Raw genomic sequence first — 24405 nt, forward strand, 5'->3', positions numbered from 1 at the left:
GAGGCCCGCCGTGACCTGGTCGGCGAGCGTGTAGACGTCGACCTGCGCGCGCCCGCATGAGGGGCAGGACACGATCTCGAGCTTGCGTTCCCGCAGGTTGAGCGACTGCAGGATCTGCAAGCCGACCTTGACCTCTTCGACCGGTGGCGACGACAGGGAGACTCTGATCGTGTCGCCGATCCCCTGTGCCAACAGGGCTCCGAACGCCACCGACGACTTGATGGTGCCTTGGAACGCCGGCCCGGCCTCGGTCACGCCGAGGTGGAGCGGCCAGTCCCCGGCCCGCGACAGCAGCTCGTAGGCTCGCACCATCACGACGGGGTCGTTGTGCTTCACGGAGATCTTGAAGTCGTGGAAGTCGTGCTCCTCGAAGAGCGACGCCTCCCAGACCGCCGACTCGACGAGTGCCTCAGGGGTCGCCTTGCCGTACTTGTCCATGATCCGCTTGTCCAACGACCCTGCGTTGACGCCGATCCGGATCGAGACGCCCGCGTCTTTGGCCGCCCGGGCGATCTGGGCGACCTGGTCGTCGAACTTGCGGATGTTGCCGGGGTTGACCCGGACCGCGGCGCAGCCGGCGTCGATCGCCGCGTAGACGTACTTGGGCTGGAAGTGGATGTCGGCGATGACCGGGATCTGCGACTTCTGCGCGATGGCCGGCAACGCCTCGGCGTCGTCCTGGGTGGGGCAGGCCACCCGCACGATGTCGCAGCCGGTGGCGGTCAGCTCGGCGATCTGCTGCAGCGTGGCGTTGATGTCGGTGGTCGGGGTGGTGGTCATCGACTGCACCGAGACGGGCGCGTCACCGCCGACGTCGACGGTGCCGACCTTGATCTTGCGGGTGGGTCGGCGCGGCGCGAGCACCGGGGGCGGGGCGGACGGCATACCGAGCGAGATGGGGGTGCCAGCAGTCATAGGACCAGTATCGCGCACGCCCCCGGGCGTCGCTCTCAGCCGGTCAGTCGGATGGGGTTGACCAGGTCGGCGTAGACCAGCAGCAGGGTCATCGCGATCAGTCCGATCGCCACGGAGTAGGCCACCGGAAGGGCCTTGGCGATGTCGACCGGGCCCGGGTCGGGCCGGCCGGCCACGCGGGCCCAGGTCTTCTTGACGCCCTCCCACAGGGCGCCTGCGATGTGCCCCCCGTCCAGCGGCAGCAGCGGGATCATGTTGAAGACGAACAGGGCGATGTTGAGCGAGGCCAGCAGGGACAGCAGCAGCACCATCCGGGCCGCGAAGGACTCACCGAGCAGGCCCAGGTCGCCCGAGCTGACCTCGCCGGCCATCCGCCCGACCCCGACCACGCCGACCGGGCCCTCCATGTCGCGCTCGGCATCGCCGAAGGCGGCCTGCCAGACGCCCACCATCTTCTCCGGGAGCTTGAGGAAGATCGCGGCGGTGTCGGCGATCGCTCCGCCGACGAAGGCCGGTGCCTGCGTGATCGGCTGCGTGACGTACTCGAAGGACCCGGTGGCCCCGAGGTAGCGGACCGACCCGAGCACCGGCTCCCCGGCCGCGTCGACCTCGTAGCCACCGTCCGGCCTCAGCACTGGCCGGTCGCGCTGGACCAGGTCGGCGCTCAGCGTCTGCTCGGTCCCGTCCCGGTCGACCCGCAGCTCGACCTGGGGTCCGGCGTTCTGGATCAGGTATGACGCACGCGTCCAGTCCTGCACCGGCTCGCCGTCGACGGCCACGATGGTGTCACCGGTCTGCAACCCGGCGGCCTGCGAGGGGGCCTGCGGTTGGCCCTCGCACTCGGTGACCGTCACGTCCTCGGGTGCGCACGCCGCGACGGAGGACACCTGAGTCGTCAGCTGCGGCAGGCCGTAGATCGTCAGGATGCCGGTCAGCAGCACCGCGGCGATCAACAGGTTCATCGCCGGGCCGCCGGTCATGATGACCACACGCTTCCACACCGGCAGCTTGTAGAAGACCCGGTCCTCATCCCCCGGGCCGACCTCCTGCAGGGACTCCGCGCGGACCTGCTCGGTCAGCTGGCTCCACCGACCGGTGCTGGAAGCGCGCAGCCGCCCGTTGTCCTGGGGGCGCGGCGGGAACATGCCGATCATCCGGACGTATCCCCCGAGGGGGATGGCCTTGACGCCGTACTCCGTGTCACCGCGCCGGCGGGACCAGAGCGTGGGCCCGAAGCCGACCATGTACTGCGTGCACTTGACGCCGAACCGCTTCGCCGGCACCAGGTGCCCGATCTCGTGCAGCGCGATGGACAGCGCGACGCCGACGATCATGATGAGCACACCGATGGTGTAGAGCAGCATCAGGCGTCTTCCTCCTTCACGAGCTCACGGTCGGTACGCAGACCATCATGACAAACCTCAGGCGTCGCCCACCAGGTGCGCCTCCGCCTCGGTGCGCGCCCAGGCGTCGGCTGCCAACACCCGCTCGACGCTGAGATCAACCGCTGAAGGAGCCGGGAAGTTCCCGTCGCCGTGCTGCTGCACCACGGCGGCGACCGTGTCGACGATGTCGGTGAAGCCGATGCGGCCGTCGTGGAAGGCAGCGACGCACGCTTCGTTGGCGGCGTTGTAGACCGCCGGGTAGGTGCCGCCGGCCGCACCGACCTGCCGGGCCAGCCGGACCGCCGGGAACACCTCGTCGTCGAGCGGGTGGAAGTCCCAGCTGCTCGCGGTGGACCAGTCGCACGGCTCGTCGACGTCCGGCATCCGCTCCGGCCAGGACAGGCCCAGGGCGATCGGCACCAGCATCCGAGGCGGCCCCATCTGGGCGATGGTGGAGCCGTCGTGGAACTCCACCATGGAGTGGATCTGCTGCTGCGGGTGCACGACGACGTCGATCCGGTCGAAGGGCACGCCGAAGAGCAGGTGCGCCTCGATCACCTCCAGGCCCTTGTTGACCAGAGTCGCGGAGTTGGTGGTGACCATGGTGCCCATCGCGAAGTTCGGGTGCCGCAGCGCCTCCTGCGAGGTCACCCCGGACAGCTGCGCCCGGCTGCGTCCCCGGAACGGCCCTCCGGAGGCGGTCAGCACCAGCCGCCGGACTTCGTGCTCGCGGCCACCGCGCAGACACTGGGCGATCGCACTGTGCTCGGAGTCCACCGGGACGATCTGCCCAGGGGCGGCTGCGTCGGTGACCAGCGTCCCCCCGACGATCAGGGACTCCTTGTTGGCCAGGGCGACGGTGCTGCCCGCGGCCAGCGCCGCGAGGGTGGCGGGCAGTCCGACACTGCCGGTGATCCCGTTGAGCACGACGTCGGCCCCGGACCCCGCGAGCTGCTGCGCCGCGTCCGGGCCGGTGACGATGTCGGGACGGTATGCCGCCCGCCCCTGCTCGCGGGCCCCGTCCCTGATGAGCTGCTCCAGAGCCAGGCCGGCTTCGGAGTCGGCGACACCCACCGCGTCCACCCTTAGCGCAACAGCCTGTCCGGCCAGCAACCGCAGGTCACTGCCCCCGGCACTGAGCGCCTGCACCCGGAAGCGCTCGGGGTGCGCTTGCACCACCTCGAGGGCCTGGGTGCCGATCGAGCCGGTGGAGCCGAGCAGGACGAGCGAGCGCTGGTCAGTCACGCCCTCCATTGTGGCCGGTGGACTCCTGCTCCACCCGGCGAGCGGCCGCGCCGACCTCAGCGACGAGCAGGCGGACCAGGTCTTCCGGCGACACCGGGCGGCATACCCACCGACTGACCTCACCGAGTGCGGCGTGGTAGCAGCCACCCGGGCCGAGGACGAGCAGCCGCGCGGGAGCTTGCCCTGGCGCGAGCCACGGGTGCAGGACGGTCGACTCGGCCAGCACCGTGGGGTGACCGAGGCGGTGCAAGGTCCAGGGCAGGTCCGTGGGGTCCCCCACGATCGTCGCGGAGCCCGGCGGTGCGCACGCGCCGGGTGGCACCAGGAGCTCGGTCAGCAGCTCGGCGAGGTGCGCGACCCGGGCCATCGAGAGGGTGTGCACCCCCTGTGCGGTGACGTCCTCGCAGACACACGCTCCGTCCAGCACGAAAAGGTATCGGGTGAGTGAGGAGGGGGTGCCCGGCGCGGTGGCCGTGATCCCGTCCACGGGGTCGCGGTGGGAGGCGTCGCCACCGGGCCCGTGGGATGACGTGCCGGTGGATGCCAGGTCGGCGGTCGGGGTGCGGTGCAGCACCACGACAACGGGAGCACCGCGGCGCATCTGCAGCAGCGGAGCCAGCAGCTCATGCACCGCCACCGTCCGGTCCGCGCGGTCGTCCGCTCCCCCGTGACCGCCATCAGAGCCGGGCAGCAGCAACCCCCGGGCCGCCAGGGATCGCTCGGCGACCCGACGAGCGCTTCGAGTCTCCTGCTCGCCGAGCAACGACAGGTGCGGCAGGACCACCACGTGGTGGTCCCCGTCGCACAGCACGTCGATCTCCTCATCGGTCAGCGAAGCGACCACACTGCGCGCCGCCGACTCCGACGATGCCTGCGAGCCTGGCGACGTCGACGCAGCGGTGCTCACGGCAGCACCGGGACCCGGGGCAGCCACTCCTTGACGTCCGACTCCTCCAGCCAGATGGGGATGACCGGACCCCCCGGGAAGGGCAGCCTGATGGGCAACGGGATGCGCAGTCCCGGCGCGTCGTCAGGGTCGGGTAAGGGGTTGAGGTGGTCCTTGGTCCAGTCGCCCAGTCGCTGCTCGATCGCTCGTGCCGCCTCGCCGGTCTTGCGCAGCGCGAACTGGCCCACCCTGGCCAACAGCACCCGGTTGTCATAGATGAGGTTGCCCGCCGTCCAGGCTGTGTAGCCCGTCAGCACGATTCCGCCGGCCGCGACCACGGGCGGGAACGGCACGGCGAGCGCGGGTAAGGCCAGCAGCGCCGCACCGCCGAGGACGCGCGTCGTCGCCCCTCGCCACCCGTCGTAGCCTCCGCCGGTCATGACGTCACTCACGGCGCCCACCCCGGTGAGCACCACGAAGGTCGTCGGGTGCACGAACCGCGCCGCGAAGCTCACCGCCTTGGGTGAGCGCAGCACCACCAGGGCAGCCAACCGCGTGGAGTCCACGAGCATCTTGCGGGCAGCCACGCCCTGCTCCCGGGCGAACTGGACGGCGAGCCGCACGAGCTCGCGCGAGCCCAGCGCCACCTGCCAGGCCCTGACCAGGCCCTTGACTCCCTTGCGCACCTGGTCGAGCGCTATCAGGTCCTGGACCAGACGCCCGGGCCACGAGTCGGCCACGATCCCGGCCAACACGTCGGCCCGGCCGCGCAGCCACTCCTCGGCATCGGCCGCTTGCGAGCCTGCGTGCTCGATGAGCTGCCTTGCCTGATGCGCCCGGCGCTCCAGCTCCACACGGACCGCCTCGTCAGCGCTGCGCAGCAGCCGCTCCACGTCGAGCAGCTCGCGCACCGCCTCGTCCTTGCGCGCCATCCAGCGGCGGATGCGGTGCTGGCCCTCCTCGACCTCCGCTGCGAACCTCGCGAGGAGGTCGCCCAGGTCGTCCAGCGGGGCGACCGACTCCGTGAGCAGCCGCGCCCACGCCAGCTGGCCGTTGCGCTGCGCGGCGGCCGCCACCCCAGTCCAGGTGCCCGGCTCGGCCACGGTGCAGCGTGCCACCGCCGCCAGCCGGCGCAGCTCGTCGGCCTCCCGCCCCAGAGCGCTCGCGGCCAGTCGCAGCTCGCCCGGCGACAGGACCAGCGCGGTCACTGAAGGCCTTCTGCGGTGAATCGCTGCACGCCGCGCGTCTCGACGAGCCGATAGGCCTCGGCACTGGCCCGGGTGGCGACCGCCAACGAGTCACCAGCGCGGGCGAGCTCGGCCAGACCGCTGGACCAGGCACCGGATGCCTCCTCGGCCCGCGACTGCAGACCGGTGCCGGGCACGGCGCCCGCCACCTGCCGCAGTGCCGACCCCACCCGGTCGGCCGCCGCTGCCAGCTCGGTCACGGACTGCCGGGTCTGTGCCGCCATGGACTCCACCCGGCTCGCCTGCACGCGGATCGTGTGCGCGCCGCTCATCCTGACCACCCCGCCATCTCGTGTCCGGCGCCGCCACGGCGGCGGCACCCGAGATCAACCTAGGCAGGATCGCGAACTCGCGTGGCCGGTTGTCCACAGGCCACGACATACCGGGTCAGGAGCCGGGCTCTCCCGCCCCGCGCAGCACCGGGCCGAGGGCCTCCAGCACCGACGGGTCCTCGATGGTGCTCGGCACCATGGCCTCCTGACCGTCCGCGATCTGTCGCATCGTCTTGCGCAGGATCTTGCCCGAGCGGGTCTTGGGCAGCGCCTCCACGACGTCGACCTGCCGCAGCGCCGCGACCGCCCCCACCTCGTCCCGGACCCGCCGCACCAACTCGGCCTGCAGTCCCGGCACACCACCGTGTTCTTGCACGTCGACGCCGGACTTCAGCACGACCAGCGCTCGCGGCACCTGGCCCTTGAGGTCATCGCCGACCCCGATGACCGCGCATTCGGCCACCGCCGGGTGACCCGACAGGGCCTCTTCCAACGAGCCCGTCGAGAGCCGGTGCCCGGCGACGTTGAGCACGTCGTCGGTGCGCCCCATGACGAAGAGGTAACCGTCCTCGTCCACGTAGCCGCCGTCGCCGGACAGGTAGTAGCCCTCGTAGGCGGACAGGTAGGAGTCGACATACCGCTGGTCGTCGCCCCACAGAGTCGGCAGGGTGCCCGGCGGCAACGGCAGCCGGATGCAGATCGCGCCCTCCGTGCCGGCCGGCACGTCCTGGCCACGCTCGTCCAGGACTCGCACGTCGTAGCCCGCCGTGGCCGGACCGGGTGACCCGGGCTTGATCGGCAGGTCCGCCAACCCCGTCGGGGTGATCGCGATCGGCCACCCGGTTTCGGTCTGCCACCAGTTGTCGACGATGGGCACGCCGAGCGTGTCGCCCAGCCACTCCCAGGTGTCCGGATCCAGGCGCTCGCCGGCAAGATAGAAGGCACGGAGCAGGCTCGTGTCATGATCCGCCAGCAAGGCGGCGTCCGGGTCGGCCTTCTTGATCGCCCGGATGGCTGTGGGAGCGCTGAACGCGGCCACCACCTGGTGCTGGGCCAGCACCCGCCAGTATGCCGAGGCGTCGGGGGTGCCGATCGGCTTGCCCTCGAAGAGCACCGTCGTGGCGCCGGTCAGCAGCGGGCCGTAGACGATGTAGGAGTGTCCGACCACCCAGCCGACGTCGGACCCACAGAACCAGGTCTCCCCCGGCGCCAGGCCGTAGAGGTGCTCCATCGACCAGCGCAGCGCCACGGCATACCCGCCGGTGTCCCGGACGATCCCCTTGGGCCGACCGGTGGTGCCGGAGGTGTAGAGAACGTAGAGCGGGTCGGTCGCCTCGACCGGCACACACTCCGCGGGCTGCACCACGCCGGGGCGCATGAGCTGTGCCCACTCCAGGTCGCGCTCCTCCAGCTCGCACGGGTGCTGCTCGCGCTGCAGGATGACGCAGTGCCGCGGCTGGTGGGCCGACCGGGCCAGGGCTTGGTCGAGCATCGGCTTGTAGGGCACGACGCGCGTGGGCTCGATGCCGCAGGAAGCCGAGACGACCACGACGGGCTCGGCGTCCTCGATGCGCGCTGCCAGCTCAGCGGGCGCGAACCCGCCGAACACGACCGAGTGGACCGCTCCGCTGCGGGCGCAGGCGAGCATCGCGATCACGGACTCGGGGACCATCGGCAGGTAGATCACCACCCGGTCGCCCTTGCCGACCCCCAGGTCGCGCAGCACGCCGGCGAAGCGCGCGACGAGGTCGAGCAGCTCGGCATACGTGTAGGAGCGGGTCGTGCCGGTGACCGGGCTGTCGTAGATCAACGCGGTCTGGTCGGCCCGACCGTGCACCACGTGCCGGTCCAGCGCGTTGAAGCACATGTTGAGCCGGCCACCGGGGAACCACCGGTAGAACGGCGGCGCGTCGTCGTCCAGCGCCCGGCGCGGAGCGTTGATCCAACTGATGCCCTGTGCGGCCTCCCCCCAGAAGTGCTCCGGGTCGGCCAACGCTCGCTGCACCATTGCGCGGTAGTCACTCATCCCTCCATCGTGCTGGTTGGTGCGCCCTGACGCCAGACCCGCAGGTCCGGCATACCGTCCAGCACCGCACTACCCTGCGGGTATGTCGTCCGCCACAAATGCGTCTCGGCACCCGCAGGCGCCCTGGGGCCACGCACGGCAGCCCCGGTCACACCGGCCCCCGTTGCCACCCGGTGACACTCCCGAGATCGAGACCGAAGCGCGGTTGCGCGACGTCCTGGACTCCGGTGTGCGACTGGGCGGGCTTCGGTTGCAGGATCTCGATCTGCGCGACCTGGCCGAGTCAATGCTGCTGCGCACCGACCTGCACGGCCTGGTGGTCCTGGGTGGGACGGTGCCGGCCTCCCTCGCCGAGCACCTGCGCGAGCACGGCGCGGTCGTCTTCCCCACCGACCCGTCGGCGCCGGTGCGCCCCTACCGCGGCTCGCTCTACACGGCCGCCGAGCTCTACGAGGGGTTGGTCGAGCACGGCTACGAGCACACGCCGGACGCCCGGGCCTACGCCTGGGCCGAGGACGCCGAGCTGCGCCACGACGCCTACGTCACTCTGCTGCGGGCCATCCACGACGACGCGATGAGCGACGCCCTGGCCGCACTGACCCTGGATCGCTCACCGGTCGGGGTGATGGGCGGTCACGCCTGGTCACGGGGCAGCGCTGCGTATGCCGGCGCGGCCCGGCTCGGGCACGCCCTGGCCGACCAGGGACATCTCGTGCTCACCGGCGGCGGACCCGGGGCCATGGAGGCAGCCCAGCTGGGTGCGTGGGCGGACGGCGACACCGAGCTCTCGGCGGCTCTGGAGCGGCTGGCCCGGGTGCCGGACTTCGCCGAGGACCTGACCGCGTGGGTGCAGCTGGCCCTGGAGGTGACCCGCTGGCACGACCGGCCCCGGACGACCGGCACCGAACGCTCGGTGGGCATCCCGACCTGGTACTACGGTCACGAGCCCCCCAACGTCTTCGGCGACCGCATCGCGAAGTTCTTCTCCAACGCGCTGCGCGAGGATCTGCTGCTCGAGCACAGCAGCGGCGGTCTGGTCGTGCTGCCGGGCGCGGCCGGCACGGTGCAGGAGGTCTTCCAGATGGCCACCCGGCTCTACTACGAGGTCGACCGGCCGCTGCCCCCGGTGGTCCTGGTCGACGAGGCACATTGGCGCGAGGAGCTGCCGGTCTGGCCGCTGCTGCAGGCGCTGGCCCGAGATCGAGCCATGGCCGGTTCGATCCACCTGGTCGACGACGTGGCAGACGTGCTCCCGCACCTTGCACCAGCCATCCGCCACCCGTGACCTCAAACCAGCAGTCCCCGACATCAGAGACGGCAGCGTCGGTGCCCGGCGCCCTGACGGGCATCGGGCACCGGGGCGCGAGCACTCACTCCGCGTGCCGGAACAGCGGTCCGCGGTTGATGCCGGTTTTCGGGTTGTCGGGCAGCGGCGACCCGCAGAAGACGGCCGTGCCCACCGCGCCGGCAACGGTCTGCTGGCGGGCTTCGCCCGCGGAGTCGGCCAGCACCACCGTGCCGAGGAGAAGCGAGCTGGCGGCCAGCGCCACCAAGGGGCGAAGTGCCGAGGTCTTGTTCATGGGACCGCTCCGATCTAAGGTGCACTGCTGCGCACCCTGGTGGTTGCGCTGCACTCAGCGTTCTCGCATTCACCCCCCCGCGGAATACGACGTTCGGCGTATGCCCCCGCCGGTGAGCCGGGAGTAGCATGGCTGCACCAGGCCTGGAGGCCGCCATGAGCAGAACCACCATCACCAGTTTCGACCTCGATCGGCTGCGGGAAATCGTCGACGTCGCCAACGACGCCTCGGGCAGCTCGGCGGTAGACGTGACCTTCGCGGTGCTGGACCGGGTCCGCAATCTGATAGGCGGTGATTCCGCCACCTTCCTCGACCTGAACGGCGCTGCCCGGCGGTCCCGACACCTCCAGTGGACGGACGGTGAGGAGTACATCACTGAGGGTCTTTACGAGGTCGGGGACGACTCTGACGATCCGTTCTGGAAGTATTACGAGTCCTCTTCGTGCTCGCTCCCAGACCGCCTGAACAAGCCCATGGTGATCTCCGATCGACAGTTCTACAGCGAGTGGGAATTGGCCCGTAACCCGATGACCATGGAGGTCTTTCCGGACGTGTACGACGAAATCCTGGCGGCCTCGCCGTGCGGGCCCGGCATAAACCTGCGCCTGTTGATCAGGCGCGGTGAGGGTCCGCCGTTCGGTGACCTGGACACCTTCCTGGTGCGGTTGCTGCAGCCGCACCTGCAGCCGCTGCTCCTGCGGACTCTGCGCTCCGTCGTTCCTCCGGTGGAGCCGCCGCTGACCGAGCGGCAGCGCCAGATCCTGGGCTTGGTCCAGAAGGGTATGACGAACCAACAGGTCGCAAACCAGCTCAGCATCTCTCCCGGGACCGTCCGCAAAGCACCTGGAGAACAGCTACGGCCGCCTGCACGTACAAAGCCGCGTGGCAGCGGTTGGCGTGGCCTTCGCGGACAGTGGCGACGGCTTGCAGCACGTCTAGCGGTGCACGAGGACTTCCGGATCGATCGCGATCTGGTCCTCGACATCGTCGAGAGCTCGCTCGGTCCGTTGGCTGGACGTCTCGGCGACCTGTGATGTGTTCGGCGACAGGCCGCAGCATATTTCGAGACTCTGCCGGACGCGCCCATCTGCTTGTTATGCACGTGATCTTCCAGGAGATTTGGACCAGCTGTGGGCAGCTCGCCGCGTCCATGCGGCGCAGAGACTACTTTTCGTAGTGGTAACGGCACTGGAGCACAACTACGTCGTCACCGTCTACCAGGTACACGAGTCGATGTTCCTCGGTGATCCGGCGGGAGTAGGCGTCTGGGATGCCGTACTTGAGACGCTCGGGCTTGCCGATCCCATCGAACGGATCACGCAGGCAGTCGTCGACTAGCCGGTTGATCCGCTTGAGCGTGGCACGGTCCAGCCGCTGCCATGCGCAGTAGTCCTGCCAGGCGTGACTGGTGAAGCCCAGCCTCACGCCCGGTCGAGGTCACGCGGCTCGGCCGCGCCGACCAGGTGCTCCTCGTAGGCGTCCAACAGCCGGCGAGCGTTGGCCGGGGACCGGAAAAGGTAGGCGGTCTCCTGCCACGCGGCATAGTCCTCGGCAGACATCAGCACCGCGTTGCCGCGCTTGGAGGTGATCTCGACCGCCGAACGGTCGACGTTGACGCGCTCGATGAGCGGAAACAGGGTGCGACGAGCTTCGCTGGCGGTCACGGAGATGATCATCCTCCTCTTGTACGACTTACGGTACCAGCGAGGGGCTGACGAGCGCCCTCGTGCTTGTTCTAGAAGTTGTTCGCAGCGGTCCGCACGAGATTGACTCACTTCATGGGATCAACCAACGGCACCCGGGACGAGCCCCGATCGACGGAGCCGGTGCGACCCCGCCTCGTCGTCGTCATCGGTCCCATCGCCTCGGGTAAGAGCACGTTGGCTTACGTTCAGGCCGCTGCCGACAAACCCAGCTACCTGGCTACGCAGGACGGCCACGTCATCGGCGTCGCCCTCGTCCAACGACACACCCCGCTCTCGGCAGAGCTCCATCTCATCGCCGTCGGTCCTGACGCCCGAGGACGCGGTGTCGGGTCGTCGTCGGTCGAGGCCATCGAGACGGACCTGCGCCAAGAGGGCGTGCGACTGTTCGAGGCAAAGACCGTCGGGGAGTCCCACCAGGACGAGGGGTACGCCGCCACGCTCATCCTCGTCAAGCCACTCGAGTGACTCAAGCCCTCGTCTCCAGTCGGGCCACCACCACGGCCTGACCCTCACGTTCATGACCCCCGGCAGGTGAGCGGACAAGCCGCGCGCGTTCGTCGAAACAAGCCGAACGCAGTGCAGTGGCCACGTCGTCCGGCGACCGGTGATAGCGGCTCATGCTCACGTCATACCCCCGCCGGCGCAGTCCCCCGGCGACGTCGCGCTCCCCCGCACCGATCTGGAAGGCAACAACGAGCAGTTGCCCACCGGGCCGCAGCACGCGCCGTGCCTCCTCGAACACCTTCGGCACGGCGGCGTCGGGCAGGTGGATGATCGAGTACCAGTAGAACAGCCCGTCGAGGACCCGTCCTCGAAGGGGAGCTCGGTGATCGTGCCCACGTCGGTCGGGATGTCCGGGTGATCCCGCCGGGCCATCCGGATCATGCCCGCTGACAGGTCGATCCCCCTGACCTGGCAACCCCGGTCGGTCAGGTAGCGCGACATCCGGCCAGTCCCGCAGCCGGCGTCCAGCACGTCCGGCGCCTCGCCGAGCTGCCCCACGAAGTGGTCGATCATGGCCAGGTCGATCGGCTGGGTCGGGCTCCGTGGACCTGAACTGGGCGGCATAGTCCGGGGCAAGCACGTCATAGGCCGCACGCACGGGGTCACCGTCGGTCACTCCGCTCATCCCAGGATCCGCCAGAGGGACCAGAGCAGGACGAGCAGCGCGATCACCGCAACTCCTGCCAGGCCAGGACCGGGGTATGCAGGGCGGCCAGAACCTCGCGAGCGCTCTGCGGTCGGTGAGCCGGGTCGACCGAAGTGAGCCTGCGCGGCAGCGCGGCCAGCAGCAGCATCTCCCACCCGACTTGACCGACGACATACAGGTCCGACCTGGGGTCCGGATGGGCGCCGCCCCCACACTCCGGAGCAGCAGGTTGGCCGGTTTGACGTCGCAGTGGACCAGGCCGGCGGCGTCGGACTGCCGCATCACCTTGGCCTCCACGGTCTCCCCCATCCCCCGAGCGCAGGTCGCTCGCCCGCCACATCGTACCCATGGACCCCTCGCCGATCGGCGCGATCAGCCGCACTCGACCGGCGATGATCGCGCTCACGCCTGCCCCCCACGCGCTGCCTCGCGTAGGAGGGCGGCGAGCGCAGAGTGCGGCGCAGCATCCGCAGCCTGCCTCAGCTCCGCTGAGGATGCCAGTCCGCGCAGCATCTCGACCGCGCCCTCTCGGGCCGGTGCCCGGTGTGTCGCACTGCTCAGCCGGGAGGAGACGGTCGACTTCATCACCTCGATGTCCGCCAGCCGGGTCTCGACGTCGTCGCTTGTACCAGCGGCCGCTTGCTGGGCAAGATCCAGCAGCTGCTCCAGCCGGTGGGCCACCACGGGGTTGGCGATCTTGACCCGCTAGCGGCTGCTCGCGCTGGTTGTGGGCGATGCCGATGCCGGTCACGCCGACATTCTGACAAACCCACTACGGTTGCGTATGCAAAAGGACAATATTCGCATGCGCAAATGAATGGAGACCGCAACGCGCTTGCTGCCTCGCCGGAGGATCTGGCCCGCAGCCTCAGCCTGCGCCTACCGGCCGAGTTCCACCCGCTGCGCTACTCGTTCAACGCGGATGGCACCGGCATGGGGGATGAGTTCCCGGGCGTGCTCTTCGACGGCCCACAGCACGGTGAGCTCGTGACGGGCATGGTGATGAACATCGAGTCGTATGTCGGGGCACCCAGTGGGGCCGAAGGGGTCAAGCTCGAGGAGCGCGCCGTGATCGGCGACGACGGGCCGCAGATCCTGTCGGCCGCCCCGTTCGACGAACGCCTGCTGGACTGAGAACCAGCTCGGAGCCCGAGCGAGGTGTGTCGTGCCAGGCGCGCGGAGCCGCTCAGACGGTGGCGGCGAGCTGCCCGCAGGCCCCGTCGATCTCTGAGCCCCGGGTGTCGCGCACCGTCGTCGGTATGCCGTGCGCCCGCAGCCGCTCGACGAACTGTTGCTCCACCCCGGGCCGGGAAGCCGTCCACTTCGAGCCCGGGGTCGGGTTGAGCGGGATGGGGTTGACGTGCACCCAGCCCTTGCCTCGCGCGGCCAGCTTGTCGCCCAGCAGGTCGGCCCGCCAGGCGTGGTCGTTGATGTCCTTGATCAGGGCGTACTCGATGCTGACCCGACGTCCGGTCACCTCGAAGTAGCGGTAGGCGGCGTCGAGGGCCTCATCGACCTTCCACCGGGTGTTGATCGGCACCAGCTCATCGCGCAGCTCGTCGTCGGGGGCGTGCAGGGACAGGGCAAGGGTGACCGGGATGCCCTCAGCGGCCAGCTTGTCGATCGACGGGACCAACCCGACGGTCGACATGGTCACCCCGCGCGCCGACATACCCAGTCCGGCAGGGGCGGGCTCCACCAGCCGCCGGATCGCCCCGACCGCGGCCTTGTAGTTGGCCAACGCCTCCCCCATGCCCATGAACACCACGTTGCTGATCCGCAGCGCCTGCTCAGTGCTGATCTGCGCGTCCTGGCCGGTCAGGTCGCCGTGCCGCATCGCCCGGGCAGCGGCCACGACCTGCTCGATGATCTCGGCCGTGGACAAGTTGCGGGTCAGCCCGGCCTGTCCGGTGGCGCAGAACGGGCAGTTCATCCCGCACCCGGCCTGACTGGAGATGCACATCGTGACCCGGCCGGGGTAGCGCATCAGCACCGACTCGACCATGGCGCCGTCGTGCAGCCGGTGCACCTGCTTGAGGGTGGCCCCCTCGTCGGCGGACAGGGTGCGCACGGGGTTCAGCAGCGGCGGGAGCAGCGTCTGCACGAGGTCACCGCGCAGGGCGGCGGGCAGGTCGGTCATCTGCTCCGGGTCATCGACCAGTCGCTCGAAGTAGTGCCGGGAGATCTGGTCGGCACGGAACCCCTGGTGTCCCAGCTGCGTGACCCACGCGCGGCGGCCGGCGACGTCGAGGTCGGCCAGGTGCTGCGGCGCCTTGCCCCGGCGGGGCGCGCGGAAGGTCAGCGCGCCCGGGGCGGGGGCGGCAGCGGTCGGGGTCGGCAGGTCGGTGCTCATCACCCCCCAGTCTCTCAGGTATGCGGTGTGCTCAAGCCGGCACGAAGAGCGTCAGCAGCGCCCAGGTCACCGGGATCGACATGATCAGCGAGTCCAGCCGGTCCATCACCCCGCCGTGTCCGGGCAGGATCGAGCCCATGTCCTTGATGCCGAGGTCGCGCTTGAGGGTCGACTCGGCGAGGTCGCCGACCGTGGCGAAGCACGCCACCGCCACACCGAGCACCAACCCCGCCCACCACGGTCCGCTCAGCAGCACCATGACGGTGCCCATCCCCATCGCTGCGCAGCTGAGCACCGACCCGGCGAAGCCCTCCCAGGACTTCTTGGGACTCAGCGACGGCGCCATCGGGTGCCGCCCCCAGAGCACGCCGAAGGCATATCCCCCGATGTCGCTGAAGATGGTGACCAGGATGAACGTCAGCATCCGCTCCGCCCCGTCGGGCTCGGCGAGCATCAGCGCGCTGACCCCGGCCAGCAGTGGCGCGTAGCTCAGTACGAAGACCCCACCGGCGATGTCCCGGAGGGCAAACTCCGTTCCCCGTACCGAGCGCCACACCAGGATGGCCACAGCGCCGAGCACGAAGGTCACGGCCAGCGCCTCGGCACCGCCGAGGTAGGCGGCCGGCACCAGCAGCAGCGCGGGCACCATGGTGGGCACCAGGGGGATGTCCATCCGACCGGTGCCGAGAGAGTCGATCAGCTCCCAGGTGGCGATCCCCACGACCACGACCACGATCACGAGGAAGACGGGCTTGGCGAGCAGCACGGTGCCCATGAAGAGGGCCACGAGCCCCACCCCGACCGCGATGGCCACGGGCAGGTTGCGACCGGCGCGCGACGGCACCGGTGCCGCCCCGTCGCCCGCACCGGCCCGCAGGCTGGCCAGGTAGGCGCGTCGTGATGTGGTCTCGGTCATGACATCCGTCCGGTGAGGCTCACACCTCCAGGAGCTCGGCCTCCTTGTGCTTGAGCACCTCGTCGATGGCGTCGGCATGTCGCTTGGTCAGCGCCTCGAGCTCCTTTTCGGCCCGGGTGCCCTCGTCCTCGCCGATGTCACCGTCTTTGACCGCCTTGTCGATCTGGTCCTTGGCGTGCCGGCGCACGTTGCGCACCGAGATCTTGGCGTCCTCGCCCTTGGTGCGCGCCAGCTTGATGTAGTCACGGCGGCGTTCCTCGGTCAGCTGCGGCATCACGATCCGGATCTGGTGGCCGTCGTTGCTGGGGTTGACCCCCATGTCGGACTCCCGCAGGGTCTTCTCGATCGAGGTCATCGAGCCCTTGTCGTAGGGCTGGATGAGCACGGTGCGCGCGTCGGGCACCTGGAAGGAGGCGAGCTGCTGCAGCGGGGTGGGCGCACCGTAGTAGTCGACCTCCAGCTTGCTGAACATGCTGGGGTGGGCCCGGCCGGTGCGGATGGTGGCCATATCGTCGCGGGCGACCTCCAGCGCCTTGTCCATCTTCTCCTCGGCCTCCAGCAGGGCCATCTCGGTGGTCTCGGACATCGTCGTCGCTCCTCGTCCTTCTGGTATGCAGTGGCGGGGCCGGTAGGCCGTGCCCGGGGCCTGTCTCGGGTGCCTGGTCAGTCGGCGGTGACCAGTGTGCCGATCTTCTCACCTCGGATGGCCGAGGCGATGCTTCCCTCGCCGTCCATCCCGAAGACCAGCATCGGCAGCCCGTTGTCCATGCACAAGCTGAACGCCGCAGCGTCGACCACCTTGAGGTTCTGGGTCAGCGCGTCCTCGAAGCTGAGCCGGTCCAGCTTGACGGCGTCCGCGTCCACCCGGGGGTCGGAGGTGTAGACCCCGTCCACCCCGTGCTTGCTCATCAGCACGGCGTCGCACTTGATCTCCAACGCCCGCTGAGCCGAGACGGTGTCGGTGGAGAAGTAGGGCATTCCGGCCCCGGCCCCGAAGATCACCACCCGCTTCTTCTCCAGGTGCCGGATGGCCCGGCGAGGAATGTAGGGCTCGGCCACCTGACCCATCGTGATCGCCGTCTGCACGCGCGTGGAGACACCCTCGTGCTCCAGGAAGTCCTGCAGAGCCAGACAGTTCATCACCGTGCCGAGCATGCCCATGTAGTCGGCCCGGGCGCGTTCCATCCCGCGCTGCTGCAGCTGTGCCCCTCGGAAGAAGTTGCCGCCCCCGACAACCACGGCGATCTCGACCCCTTCACCGGCCACCTCCGCGATCTGCCGGGCGATCCCGCGCACTACGTCGGGGTCCACCCCGATGGCGCCCCCACCGAATGCCTCCCCGGACAGCTTCAGCAGCACCCGGCGCATCGGCATATCCTGTTCACCCCGCCCGCCGGGCTGCCGGTGGTCGGTGGGTTCGGCGTCGTCGACCCGGTGCACACCGTGCAGCGTGGACAGGGGCACCGGTTGATCGGTGATCTCCTCCTGGGTATTGGTCATCGAGGGCCTCCCGGCGGTCGGTCGTGCGCGGTGGCCCGATCCTGCCACATGCGGCGGGACACCTCAGCGCCGCGAGGGCTCCGGCATGATATGTCCGTGAGCGAGCAACGGGTCGGCACCGAGCTGGTCGCGGTCACCGTCGCGGTGGCCCGGGGCGGGCCGGTCGTGCTGACCGCCGACGACGGCACGCGCCTGCCGTGGGGGCCGTTGCAGACCGGCACCCACTCGATGCAGGCCGGGCTGCGCGCCTGGGTGGAGCGGCAGACCGGCCATCGGCTGGGGTATGTCGAGCAGCTCTACACCTTCGCCGACGCCCCGCACGACGACGGCGACGCTCGGGTGATCTCCGTGTCCTACCTCGGCCTGACCGGGGCGCAGCAGGACGACCCCGCCTTCGCCGGCTGGTACTCCTACTTCCCGTGGGAGGACCGCCGCGCCGACGGCGCCACCCTCGCCGCGAGCCTCCAGCAGCCGCTGCGGGAGTGGGCCGGCTGCGGCGCCGGCGCAGCCGAGCGGGAGCGGCGGACGCTGCGGACGATCGTGACCTTCGGATGGGACGGCAGGCCGTGGCGCCCCGAGCTGGTCCTGCAGCGCTACGAGCTGTTGTATGAGGCGGCGCTGGTGCCGGAGTCCGCCCACCACCGACCAGGGGGCCCGTCGGCACCCGGTATGCCGATGGCCCGGGACCATCGGCGGATCCTGGCCACCGGACTGGCCCGGCTGCGCAGCATGATCCAGTACCGCCCCGTCGTCTTCGAGCTGATGCCGCAGGACTTCACTCTCGGTCAGCTGCAGGACGTGGTGGAGGCGCTGGCCGGTCAGCCGGTGCACAAGCAGAACTTCCGCCGTCTGGTGCTCCAGCAGGACCTGGTGGAGAAGACCGGTGCGACCGAGGTGGAGACCGGTGGCCGCCCGGCCCAGCTGTTCCGCTTCCGCCGGGAGGTCCTCGACGAGCGGTTGGTCGCGGGGACCAAGCTGCCGGTGGCCCGCACCGGCTGATCCTGCTGGCGACTCGCTGAGTCTCACGGAAGAGGAACGACACGCTGCTGATCTGCTGGTTTTAAGCGCCCGTTTTACTTTCGATTTGATCCTGTTAGGTTATGTCTTTGGCAAATGAAGTCAAGAGTGAGCATTGGCGTCGACGACTAGCAGGGGGAAACCACACGTATGTACCGTCCTTCCACCTTCGGGTTGATCGAGTTCGACGCTGCGCAACTGCAGCCCGCCCACCAGCCTGGCCTCCGCTGGCTCGCCTCCTGGGAAGGTCCAGCCGGCGGGCCGTCGACGCAGGTGACCTTGGGGTGGGCCGACGGCGAGGGGTGTGCGGTCGTCGTGGCGACGTCTTCGTTGGCCCGACTCCCGCACAAGTCGCAGCGGCGAGAGGAGGCCGTGGTCCAGGGGCTGCGCCGCAACCGGCTCCCGTTGCCGACGGCCGTCTCGGCCGATCAGGTCGAGCAGGCCATCGAGCGGGCGCGGACCACGGCCGACTGGCACCCCAGCATCGTGCTCGCCGACGGCCTCGTGTGCACCGGTGCGGTGTCGACGGTGCACGGCGTGCTGGTCGGCCACGCCCGGGTCGGGACGAGCGTGGTCACGCTCGCCGCCGTGGGGCTGAGCGCCGACCAGATCCGTTTCCGGACGCTTGCCTGCGCCGGCGGCTACGGAGCCGACCCCTTGAAGAGCCAGCCGGCCCAGCGGGTCGCCGAGCACCGGCCGGAGCTGCGCTCCGGAGGATGAGGCATCTCGCCCCGATAGGCGCAACGAGCGATTGGACTTATGCTCACAATAAGCATTAAGGTGCAGGCGTCGTCGGCACCGGGCCGGCACCGACACCCCGGGAGTCCCCATGACCGAGGTCCTGATCTCCTCCGACACCCTCTACGACCGGGTCCGGCATGTGATCCCGCCGGTCGAGTGGCCCAGCCTCAACGACGACATCCAGGCCATCGAGGCGCTGAAGCGGACGCGCAACGCGGTCGTGCTCGCGCACAACTACCAGACCCCCGAGATCTTCCACTGCGTCGCCGATGTCGTGGGCGACTCCCTGGCCCTGGCCCGGGAGGCCCAGGCCGTCGACGCCGACGTCATCGTGATGGCCGGCGTGCACTTCATGGCCGAGACCGCCAAGCTGCTCAACCCCGACCGCACCGTGCTGATCCCCGACCTGCGGGCCGGCTGCTCCCTGGCCGAGTCGATCACCGCCGCCGACGTGCGCGGCCTGCGCACGACATACCCCGGCGTGCCGGTCGTGACCTACGTCAACACCTCCGCCGCCGTCAAGGCCGAGAGTGACATCTGCTGCACCTCCGGCAACGCGGTCAAGGTCATCGAGTCACTCGGCGTGGACCGGGTGATCATGATCCCGGATGAGTACCTCGCGCAGAACATCGCCCGGCAGACCGGGGTGGAGGTGATCACCTGGGCGGGGCACTGCGAGGTGCACGAGCAGTTCACCCCCGCCGACATCCGCCAGATCCGCCTCGACCACCCCGAAGTGGTGGTACTGGCCCACCCCGAGTGTCCGCCGGACGTGGTCGATGTGGCGGACCTGTCCGGCTCGACCGCACAGATGCTGGACTACGTGACCACGCAGGCGCCCCGGCAGGTGGCGTTGATCACCGAGTGCTCGATGAGCGACAACATCGCTGCGCGGCACCCCGAGATCGACTTCGTGCGCCCGTGCAACCTGTGCCCGCACATGAAGCGGATCACCCTGGGCCGCATCCGCACCGCGCTGGAGACGATGACGCACGAGGTCACCATCGCGGACGACGTGGCCGACGGGGCGCGTGCGGCCGTGCAGCGGATGCTGGCGGTATGACGACCGTCGCGCCGCAGGGGAAGGTCACCACCGTCGCGCGGCCGGTCATCGTCGGCGCCGGGCTGGCCGGTCTGACCGTGGCGCTGAGCCTGGCGCCTCGCCCCTGTGTCGTGCTGAGCGCCGGTGCGTTGGGCGACGCGTGCGCCAGCGGCTGGGCGCAGGGCGGCATCGCGGCCGCACTCGGGGCGGACGACTCCCCCGGCCGGCATGCCGCCGACACGATCCGGGCGGGTGGCGGGCTGTGCGAGCCCGAGGTGGTCCAGCGGATCACCGCGGCGGCTCCCGGTGCAGTGGCGTGGCTGGAGCGTCTCGGCGCACGGTTCGATCGGGGCGGCCACGGCTACGCCCTGGGCCTGGAGGGTGCGCACGACCGGCACCGCATCGTGCACGCCGGCGGCGACGGCAGCGGCGCCGAGATCCTGCGCGCCGTGGTGGCTGCGGTGCACAACACCCCCTCGATCACGGTGCTGGAGGGGGTGCGGGCTCGCCAACTGCTGACCCAGGAGGGGCGGATCAGCGGCGTGGTCGTCGAGGACGGCACGCAGTCTCGCGCGCTGGCCACATCGCAGGTGGTCCTCGCCACCGGAGGCATCGGGGGGTTGTGGGCGCACACCACCAACCCGTTGGGGGCGCAGGGGCAGGGGCTGGCGCTGGCCGCCCGAGCCGGTGCGGTGCTGCGCGACCTGGAGATGGTGCAGTTCCACCCCACCGTCCTGGACGTCGGCCGCGACCCGATGCCGCTGGTCAGCGAGGCGGTGCGCGGCGAGGGAGCATTGCTGGTCGATGCGGGCGGCGCGCCCCTGGTGTCCGATCCGCTGGCTGCCCGCGACGTCGTCGCTCGGGCGCTGTGGCAGCACTCCGGGCAGGGCAAGCAGGCGTTCCTCGACGCCCGCGGCGCGCTCGGCGCCGACTTCGCCCGGCACTTCCCCGGCATCGCCGGGGCCTGCGCGGACGCCGGGATCGATCCTGCGAGCGACCTGTTGCCGGTCCGGCCTGCGGCGCACTACCACTGCGGCGGCGTGCTGGTCGACGAGCGCGGAGGCAGCAGCGTCCCCGGCCTGTGGGCGTGCGGTGAGGTGGCCAGCACCGGCCTGCATGGCGCCAACCGGCTGGCCAGCAACTCGCTGCTCGAAGCCGTGGTGTGCGGCCGTGAGGTGGCCGCCGACCTGGGCCGCGTGCCCTCGGCCCCCACGATGACTCTGGCGTACCCCTCCGTGAGCGACCCGGCGGCGACCCACCAGATCGGTGGGGGGTGGCCGACGACGGATGAAGGGATGCTGGCTGACGTCCGTCGTCACCTGGACGCGACGCTCGGCATCGTGCGGGACCCGGCGCCGCTGGGCGCGCTCGTCGACCAATGGCAGCGGGTCGCCGTCGAGGTCGGCGCGGACGCGTTGGACGACGCGCGACTGACCGCCCTCCTGGTGTGCGCGTCCGCCCTGGCTCGGCCCGAGAGTCTCGGCGGTCATCGCTGGTCCCTCGAGCAGGTCACCTCCGACGACACCCCGGCGCATGCAGACGTGTCACGGCATACCTATGCCCGACTGGACCGCGCGAGCTCGGTCTGCGTGGTCACGCCGACGGCGGTCGAGGAGCATATCCAGGTCGCCACGGTGCGGGCCAGCGCGTGAGGGCGGCGCCCACCCCCCTGCCCTCGATGCTCATCGAGCCCGTGGTGCGGGAGGCGCTGCGTGAGGACCTCGGTCGGGCCGGCGACATCACGACGGCCGCCGTGGTTCCCGCCGAGCACGCCGATACCTTCGTGCTCGCTGCCCGCGAGGAAGGGGTGCTGGCCGGCGTGGACGCTGCGCGGCTGGTCTTCGTCCTGCTTGACCCCGGGGTGGGCTTCACGGCATACCGGCAGGACGGCGACCGGCTGCACCCGGGAGAGCGGATCGCGCAGGTGAGCGGACCGACCCGGGCGCTGCTGTCGGGCGAGCGGGTAGCGCTCAACCTGCTGGGGCACCTCAGCGGCATCGCCACCGCGACGGCCGGCATCGCCGATGCCATCGCCCACACCTCGGCTCGCGTGTGCTGCACCCGTAAGACCACCCCGGGGCTGCGCGGGCTGGAGAAGTATGCCGTGCGCTGCGGCGGTGGGGTCAACCACCGGTGGGGCCTGGACGACGCCGTGCTGATCAAGGACAACCACATCGCGGTCGCCGGCAGCGTGACCGAGGCCGTGCGTCGGGCGCGCGAGACCGCTGGGCATCTGGTCGCGATCGAGGTGGAGGTGGACAGCCTGGAACAGCTCCACGAGCTGCTGGCCTCCCCCGTCGACGCCGTGCTGCTGGACAACATGGGTCCCGCGACCACGGCCGAGGCGGTGCGCCGGGTAGGGGGCGCGATGACCGTGGAGGCCTCCGGCCGGGTGACGGCAGCGACCGCGCCCGCCCTGGCCGAGGCCGGGGTGGACCTGATCTCCGCGGGCTGGATCACCCACAGCGCACCGACCCTCGACATCGGACTCGACGCCGAGTAGCAGAACGACAGAAGGAGCGGCGAATCTCAAGGGGCCCCGATCCAGAGCTGGATCGGGGCCCCTCGAGGCGTTCACGGTGCGGCGCTCAGACGCCGACCTTGAAGCGCACGAACGACGTGATCTCGACGCCGCCCTCCTGGGCGACCTGGGCCACAGACTTCTTGGCGTCCTTGGCGAACGCCTGGTCCAGCAGCACGTTCTCCTTGAAGAACCCGTTGACCCGGCCCTCGATGATGCGGGGCAGCGCCTGCTCGGGCTTGCCCTCCTCGCGGGCCGTCTCCTCGGCGATGCGACGCTCCTGCTCGACGGTCTGCGCGTCGATGTCGTCGCGGGACAGCACCTTGGGGCTGAACGCGGCGACGTGCATCGCGATGTCCCGGGCCAGCTGGTCGTCGCCACCGGCGGTCGCCACGACCACACCGATCTGAGCGGGCAGGTCAGGGCTGGTCTTGTGCAGGTAGGACACGACGTTGCCGCCGTCGCCCGCCTCGACCCGGGCCACCCGGCGCACCTCGATCTTCTCCCCGATCGTGGCGTTGGCCTCGTCCAGCACCTCCTGGACGGTCTTGTCGTCCATCTGAGATGTCAGCAGGCCCTCGGCGTCGGTGGCGCCGGTGGCGACGGCCTGGGCCAGGACCCGGTCGGCCAGCTCGCCGAACCTCGTGCCCTTGGCCACGAAGTCGGTCTCGCAGTTGACCTCGACCAGGGTGCCGACGCCGTCCTCGACGCTGACCCGGACCAGCCCGTTACTGGCCGAGCGGCCCTCGCGCCTGGTGACACCCTTGAGCCCCTTGACCCGCAGGATGTCGGTGGCCTTGGCGGTGTCGCCGTCGGCCTCGTCGAGGGCCTTCTTGACGTCCATCATGCCGGCGCCGGTCTGCTCACGCAGCGCCTTGATGTCTGCGGCGGTGTAGTTCGCCATGGAAAAGATGTGCTCCTTCGCTACGCAGTGGTATCGCGCGGTTCAGATGTACCGCGCGGACGATGTGTCCCGGACGCTCAGGCCTGGGTGGCCGGCGCCGCCTCCTCGGTGGACTCCGCGGCCGGCGCGGCCTCCTCGCCGGGCACGACCTCGGGGCTCGCCTCGGCGACGGGCACCTCGCTAGTCGGCTGCTCGACCGCCGCGGTCTCCTCGGCCACCTCGGTCTCGGTCGGCGCCTCGGTGGGCTCGGTCTGCTCGGCCGCCGCGACCTCGCTCGGCTCCGTCTGCTCAGCTGCCGCAGGCGCGCTCGACGCGGTGTCGTCGCTGCCCCCGAGCAGCTCACGCTCCCACTCGGCCATCGGCTCGGCGGCCTCCTCGCCCTCGGCGGTGCCACCACCACCGGAGCGGGAGATCAGCCCGTCGGCGACCGCGTCGGCGACGACCCGGGTCAGCAGGGTGACCGAGCGGATCGCGTCGTCGTTGCCGGGCACCTTGTAGTCGACCTCGTCGGGGTCGCAGTTGGTGTCCAGGATCGCGATGACCGGGACGCCGAGCTTGCGTGCCTCGGTGACGGCCAGGTGCTCCTTCTTGGTGTCGACGACCCACACGGCCGACGGCACACGGGTCATGTCGCGGATGCCGCCCAGGGTGCGCTCGAGCTTAACGTGCTCGCGGCGCATCATCAGCAGCTCCTTCTTGGTGCGCCCGGAGGCGGCCACGTCGTCGAAGTCGACCTCCTCCAGCTCCTTGAGCCGGGTGAGCCGCTTGGACACGGTGCCGAAGTTGGTGAGCATGCCACCGAGCCAACGGTGGTTGACATACGGCATACCGACCCGGGTCGCCTGCTCGGCGATGGACTCCTGGGCCTGCTTCTTGGTGCCGACGAACAGGATCGTGCCGCCGTGGGCCACGGTCTGCTTGACGAAGTCGTAGGCCTCGTTGAGGTAGGTCAGCGACTGCTGCAGGTCGATGATGTAGATGCCATTGCGCTCGGTCATG

The 24405-nt window shown here is 70.3% G+C and carries 28 protein-coding genes and 1 pseudogene; 9 read left to right on the plus strand and 20 right to left on the minus strand.

The window, feature by feature from the left end; all coding sequences use genetic code 11:
• From ispG to ACR2FV_RS11795, 7 genes are all read right to left on the minus strand, one after another.
• Positions 1–915: flavodoxin-dependent (E)-4-hydroxy-3-methylbut-2-enyl-diphosphate synthase (ispG, locus tag ACR2FV_RS11765; protein ID WP_434015884.1), on the minus strand; the 915-nt coding region annotated here is incomplete at its 3' end.
• Between the two features lie 35 nt (positions 916–950).
• On the minus strand, positions 951–2279 hold the full coding sequence (locus ACR2FV_RS11770) for a M50 family metallopeptidase (protein WP_434015885.1): 1329 nt from the start codon (positions 2277–2279) through the stop codon (positions 951–953).
• 57 nt (positions 2280–2336) lie between these two features.
• Positions 2337–3545 (minus strand): 1-deoxy-D-xylulose-5-phosphate reductoisomerase, encoded by a 1209-nt coding sequence (gene dxr / locus ACR2FV_RS11775; RefSeq protein WP_434015886.1) that lies wholly within the window; start codon positions 3543–3545, stop codon positions 2337–2339.
• Positions 3538–4452, minus strand: coding sequence for a hypothetical protein (locus tag ACR2FV_RS11780; protein WP_434015887.1), 915 nt, complete (start codon positions 4450–4452; stop codon positions 3538–3540). The genes dxr and ACR2FV_RS11780 overlap by 8 nt, the downstream gene beginning before the upstream one ends.
• Positions 4449–5639 carry a WXG100 family type VII secretion target gene (locus ACR2FV_RS11785; RefSeq protein WP_434015888.1) on the minus strand — a complete coding sequence of 397 codons (1191 nt, stop codon included), beginning with the start codon at positions 5637–5639 and terminating at the stop codon, positions 4449–4451. The genes ACR2FV_RS11780 and ACR2FV_RS11785 overlap by 4 nt, the downstream gene beginning before the upstream one ends.
• On the minus strand, positions 5636–5950 hold the full coding sequence (locus ACR2FV_RS11790; protein WP_434015889.1) for a hypothetical protein: 315 nt from the start codon (positions 5948–5950) through the stop codon (positions 5636–5638). Before ACR2FV_RS11790 ends, ACR2FV_RS11785 begins: the two co-directional genes overlap by 4 nt.
• A gap of 115 nt (positions 5951–6065) precedes the next feature.
• Entirely contained in the window at positions 6066–7976 is a 1911-nt protein-coding gene (locus tag ACR2FV_RS11795; RefSeq protein ID WP_434015890.1) for a propionyl-CoA synthetase, read from the minus strand.
• A gap of 82 nt (positions 7977–8058) precedes the next feature.
• Between ACR2FV_RS11795 and ACR2FV_RS11800 the strand changes: the two genes are divergently transcribed.
• Entirely contained in the window at positions 8059–9261 is a 1203-nt protein-coding gene (locus ACR2FV_RS11800) for an LOG family protein (protein ID WP_434015891.1), read from the plus strand.
• An 85-nt stretch (positions 9262–9346) separates the two neighbouring features.
• Here the strand turns inward: ACR2FV_RS11800 and ACR2FV_RS11805 are convergent, their stop codons facing one another.
• On the minus strand, positions 9347–9556 hold the full coding sequence (locus ACR2FV_RS11805) for a hypothetical protein (RefSeq protein WP_434015892.1): 210 nt from the start codon (positions 9554–9556) through the stop codon (positions 9347–9349).
• A gap of 155 nt (positions 9557–9711) precedes the next feature.
• Between ACR2FV_RS11805 and ACR2FV_RS11810 the strand changes: the two genes are divergently transcribed.
• Positions 9712–10590 (plus strand): helix-turn-helix transcriptional regulator, encoded by an 879-nt coding sequence (locus ACR2FV_RS11810; protein ID WP_434015893.1) that lies wholly within the window; start codon positions 9712–9714, stop codon positions 10588–10590.
• A gap of 130 nt (positions 10591–10720) precedes the next feature.
• On the opposite strand, the gene ACR2FV_RS11815 is transcribed toward ACR2FV_RS11810, so the two are convergent.
• The gene (locus ACR2FV_RS11815; RefSeq protein ID WP_434015894.1) at positions 10721–10981 is read right to left on the minus strand and encodes a Txe/YoeB family addiction module toxin; all 261 of its coding nucleotides are present in this window, start codon (positions 10979–10981) and stop codon (positions 10721–10723) included.
• Entirely contained in the window at positions 10978–11226 is a 249-nt protein-coding gene (locus tag ACR2FV_RS11820) for a type II toxin-antitoxin system Phd/YefM family antitoxin (protein WP_434015909.1), read from the minus strand. Before ACR2FV_RS11820 ends, ACR2FV_RS11815 begins: the two co-directional genes overlap by 4 nt.
• Positions 11227–11334: 108 nt before the next feature.
• Between ACR2FV_RS11820 and ACR2FV_RS11825 the strand changes: the two genes are divergently transcribed.
• Positions 11335–11727, plus strand: a complete 393-nt coding sequence (locus tag ACR2FV_RS11825; protein WP_434015895.1) for a GNAT family N-acetyltransferase — start codon at positions 11335–11337, stop codon at positions 11725–11727.
• Position 11728: 1 nt separating this feature from the next.
• Here ACR2FV_RS11825 and ACR2FV_RS11830 read toward each other — a convergent pair whose 3' ends face one another.
• The 4 genes and pseudogenes from ACR2FV_RS11830 to ACR2FV_RS11845 all read right to left on the minus strand — a co-directional run bounded on the left by ACR2FV_RS11830 (position 11729) and on the right by ACR2FV_RS11845 (position 13096).
• Positions 11729–12013 carry a hypothetical protein gene (locus tag ACR2FV_RS11830; RefSeq protein ID WP_434015911.1) on the minus strand — a complete coding sequence of 95 codons (285 nt, stop codon included), beginning with the start codon at positions 12011–12013 and terminating at the stop codon, positions 11729–11731.
• Between the two features lie 104 nt (positions 12014–12117).
• A pseudogene (locus tag ACR2FV_RS11835) lies at positions 12118–12351 on the minus strand (class I SAM-dependent methyltransferase); the annotation flags it as partial.
• 83 nt (positions 12352–12434) lie between these two features.
• Positions 12435–12560: a hypothetical protein gene (locus tag ACR2FV_RS11840; protein WP_434015896.1), complete on the minus strand. Its 126-nt coding sequence runs from the start codon at positions 12558–12560 to the stop codon at positions 12435–12437.
• A gap of 254 nt (positions 12561–12814) precedes the next feature.
• Positions 12815–13096 carry a hypothetical protein gene (locus ACR2FV_RS11845; protein WP_434015897.1) on the minus strand — a complete coding sequence of 94 codons (282 nt, stop codon included), beginning with the start codon at positions 13094–13096 and terminating at the stop codon, positions 12815–12817.
• Between the two features lie 129 nt (positions 13097–13225).
• On the opposite strand from ACR2FV_RS11845, the gene ACR2FV_RS11850 reads away from it, so the two are divergent.
• The gene (locus tag ACR2FV_RS11850) at positions 13226–13546 is read left to right on the plus strand and encodes a hypothetical protein (protein WP_434015898.1); all 321 of its coding nucleotides are present in this window, start codon (positions 13226–13228) and stop codon (positions 13544–13546) included.
• Positions 13547–13598: 52 nt separating this feature from the next.
• Here ACR2FV_RS11850 and rlmN read toward each other — a convergent pair whose 3' ends face one another.
• The 4 genes from rlmN to pyrH form a co-directional block, all read right to left on the minus strand.
• A complete protein-coding gene (gene rlmN, locus ACR2FV_RS11855) occupies positions 13599–14765 on the minus strand; it encodes a 23S rRNA (adenine(2503)-C(2))-methyltransferase RlmN (protein ID WP_434015899.1) in 1167 nt (388 codons plus the stop codon).
• 31 nt (positions 14766–14796) lie between these two features.
• Positions 14797–15681, minus strand: coding sequence for a phosphatidate cytidylyltransferase (locus ACR2FV_RS11860; RefSeq protein ID WP_434015900.1), 885 nt, complete (start codon positions 15679–15681; stop codon positions 14797–14799).
• Positions 15682–15700: 19 nt separating this feature from the next.
• Complete coding sequence (gene frr, locus ACR2FV_RS11865) at positions 15701–16267, minus strand: ribosome recycling factor (RefSeq protein ID WP_434015901.1); 567 nt, start codon at positions 16265–16267, stop codon at positions 15701–15703.
• 77 nt (positions 16268–16344) lie between these two features.
• Positions 16345–17055, minus strand: a complete 711-nt coding sequence (gene pyrH, locus ACR2FV_RS11870; RefSeq protein WP_434015910.1) for a UMP kinase — start codon at positions 17053–17055, stop codon at positions 16345–16347.
• A 222-nt stretch (positions 17056–17277) separates the two neighbouring features.
• Here pyrH and ACR2FV_RS11875 point away from each other — a divergent pair, with 222 nt between their 5' ends.
• The 5 genes from ACR2FV_RS11875 to nadC all read left to right on the plus strand — a co-directional run bounded on the left by ACR2FV_RS11875 (position 17278) and on the right by nadC (position 22484).
• Positions 17278–18180 carry an NUDIX hydrolase gene (locus ACR2FV_RS11875; protein ID WP_434015902.1) on the plus strand — a complete coding sequence of 301 codons (903 nt, stop codon included), beginning with the start codon at positions 17278–17280 and terminating at the stop codon, positions 18178–18180.
• Between the two features lie 168 nt (positions 18181–18348).
• Positions 18349–18918 carry a hypothetical protein gene (locus ACR2FV_RS11880; RefSeq protein ID WP_434015903.1) on the plus strand — a complete coding sequence of 190 codons (570 nt, stop codon included), beginning with the start codon at positions 18349–18351 and terminating at the stop codon, positions 18916–18918.
• A 109-nt stretch (positions 18919–19027) separates the two neighbouring features.
• On the plus strand, positions 19028–20002 hold the full coding sequence (gene nadA / locus ACR2FV_RS11885) for a quinolinate synthase NadA (RefSeq protein WP_434015904.1): 975 nt from the start codon (positions 19028–19030) through the stop codon (positions 20000–20002).
• Positions 19999–21633: an L-aspartate oxidase gene (locus ACR2FV_RS11890; protein ID WP_434015905.1), complete on the plus strand. Its 1635-nt coding sequence runs from the start codon at positions 19999–20001 to the stop codon at positions 21631–21633. Before nadA ends, ACR2FV_RS11890 begins: the two co-directional genes overlap by 4 nt.
• Complete coding sequence (nadC, locus tag ACR2FV_RS11895) at positions 21630–22484, plus strand: carboxylating nicotinate-nucleotide diphosphorylase (RefSeq protein WP_434015906.1); 855 nt, start codon at positions 21630–21632, stop codon at positions 22482–22484. The genes ACR2FV_RS11890 and nadC overlap by 4 nt, the downstream gene beginning before the upstream one ends.
• 85 nt (positions 22485–22569) lie before the next feature.
• On the opposite strand, the gene tsf is transcribed toward nadC, so the two are convergent.
• Together tsf and rpsB are read right to left on the minus strand one after the other, a co-directional pair.
• The gene (gene tsf / locus ACR2FV_RS11900; protein WP_434015907.1) at positions 22570–23406 is read right to left on the minus strand and encodes a translation elongation factor Ts; all 837 of its coding nucleotides are present in this window, start codon (positions 23404–23406) and stop codon (positions 22570–22572) included.
• A gap of 77 nt (positions 23407–23483) precedes the next feature.
• A partial coding sequence (gene rpsB, locus ACR2FV_RS11905; RefSeq protein ID WP_434015908.1) for a 30S ribosomal protein S2 occupies positions 23484–24405 on the minus strand: 922 nt, incomplete at its 5' end.

It is taken from the genome of Ornithinimicrobium sp. (assembly GCF_051004135.1).
Classification (GTDB): Bacteria; Actinomycetota; Actinomycetes; order Actinomycetales; family Dermatophilaceae; genus Ornithinicoccus.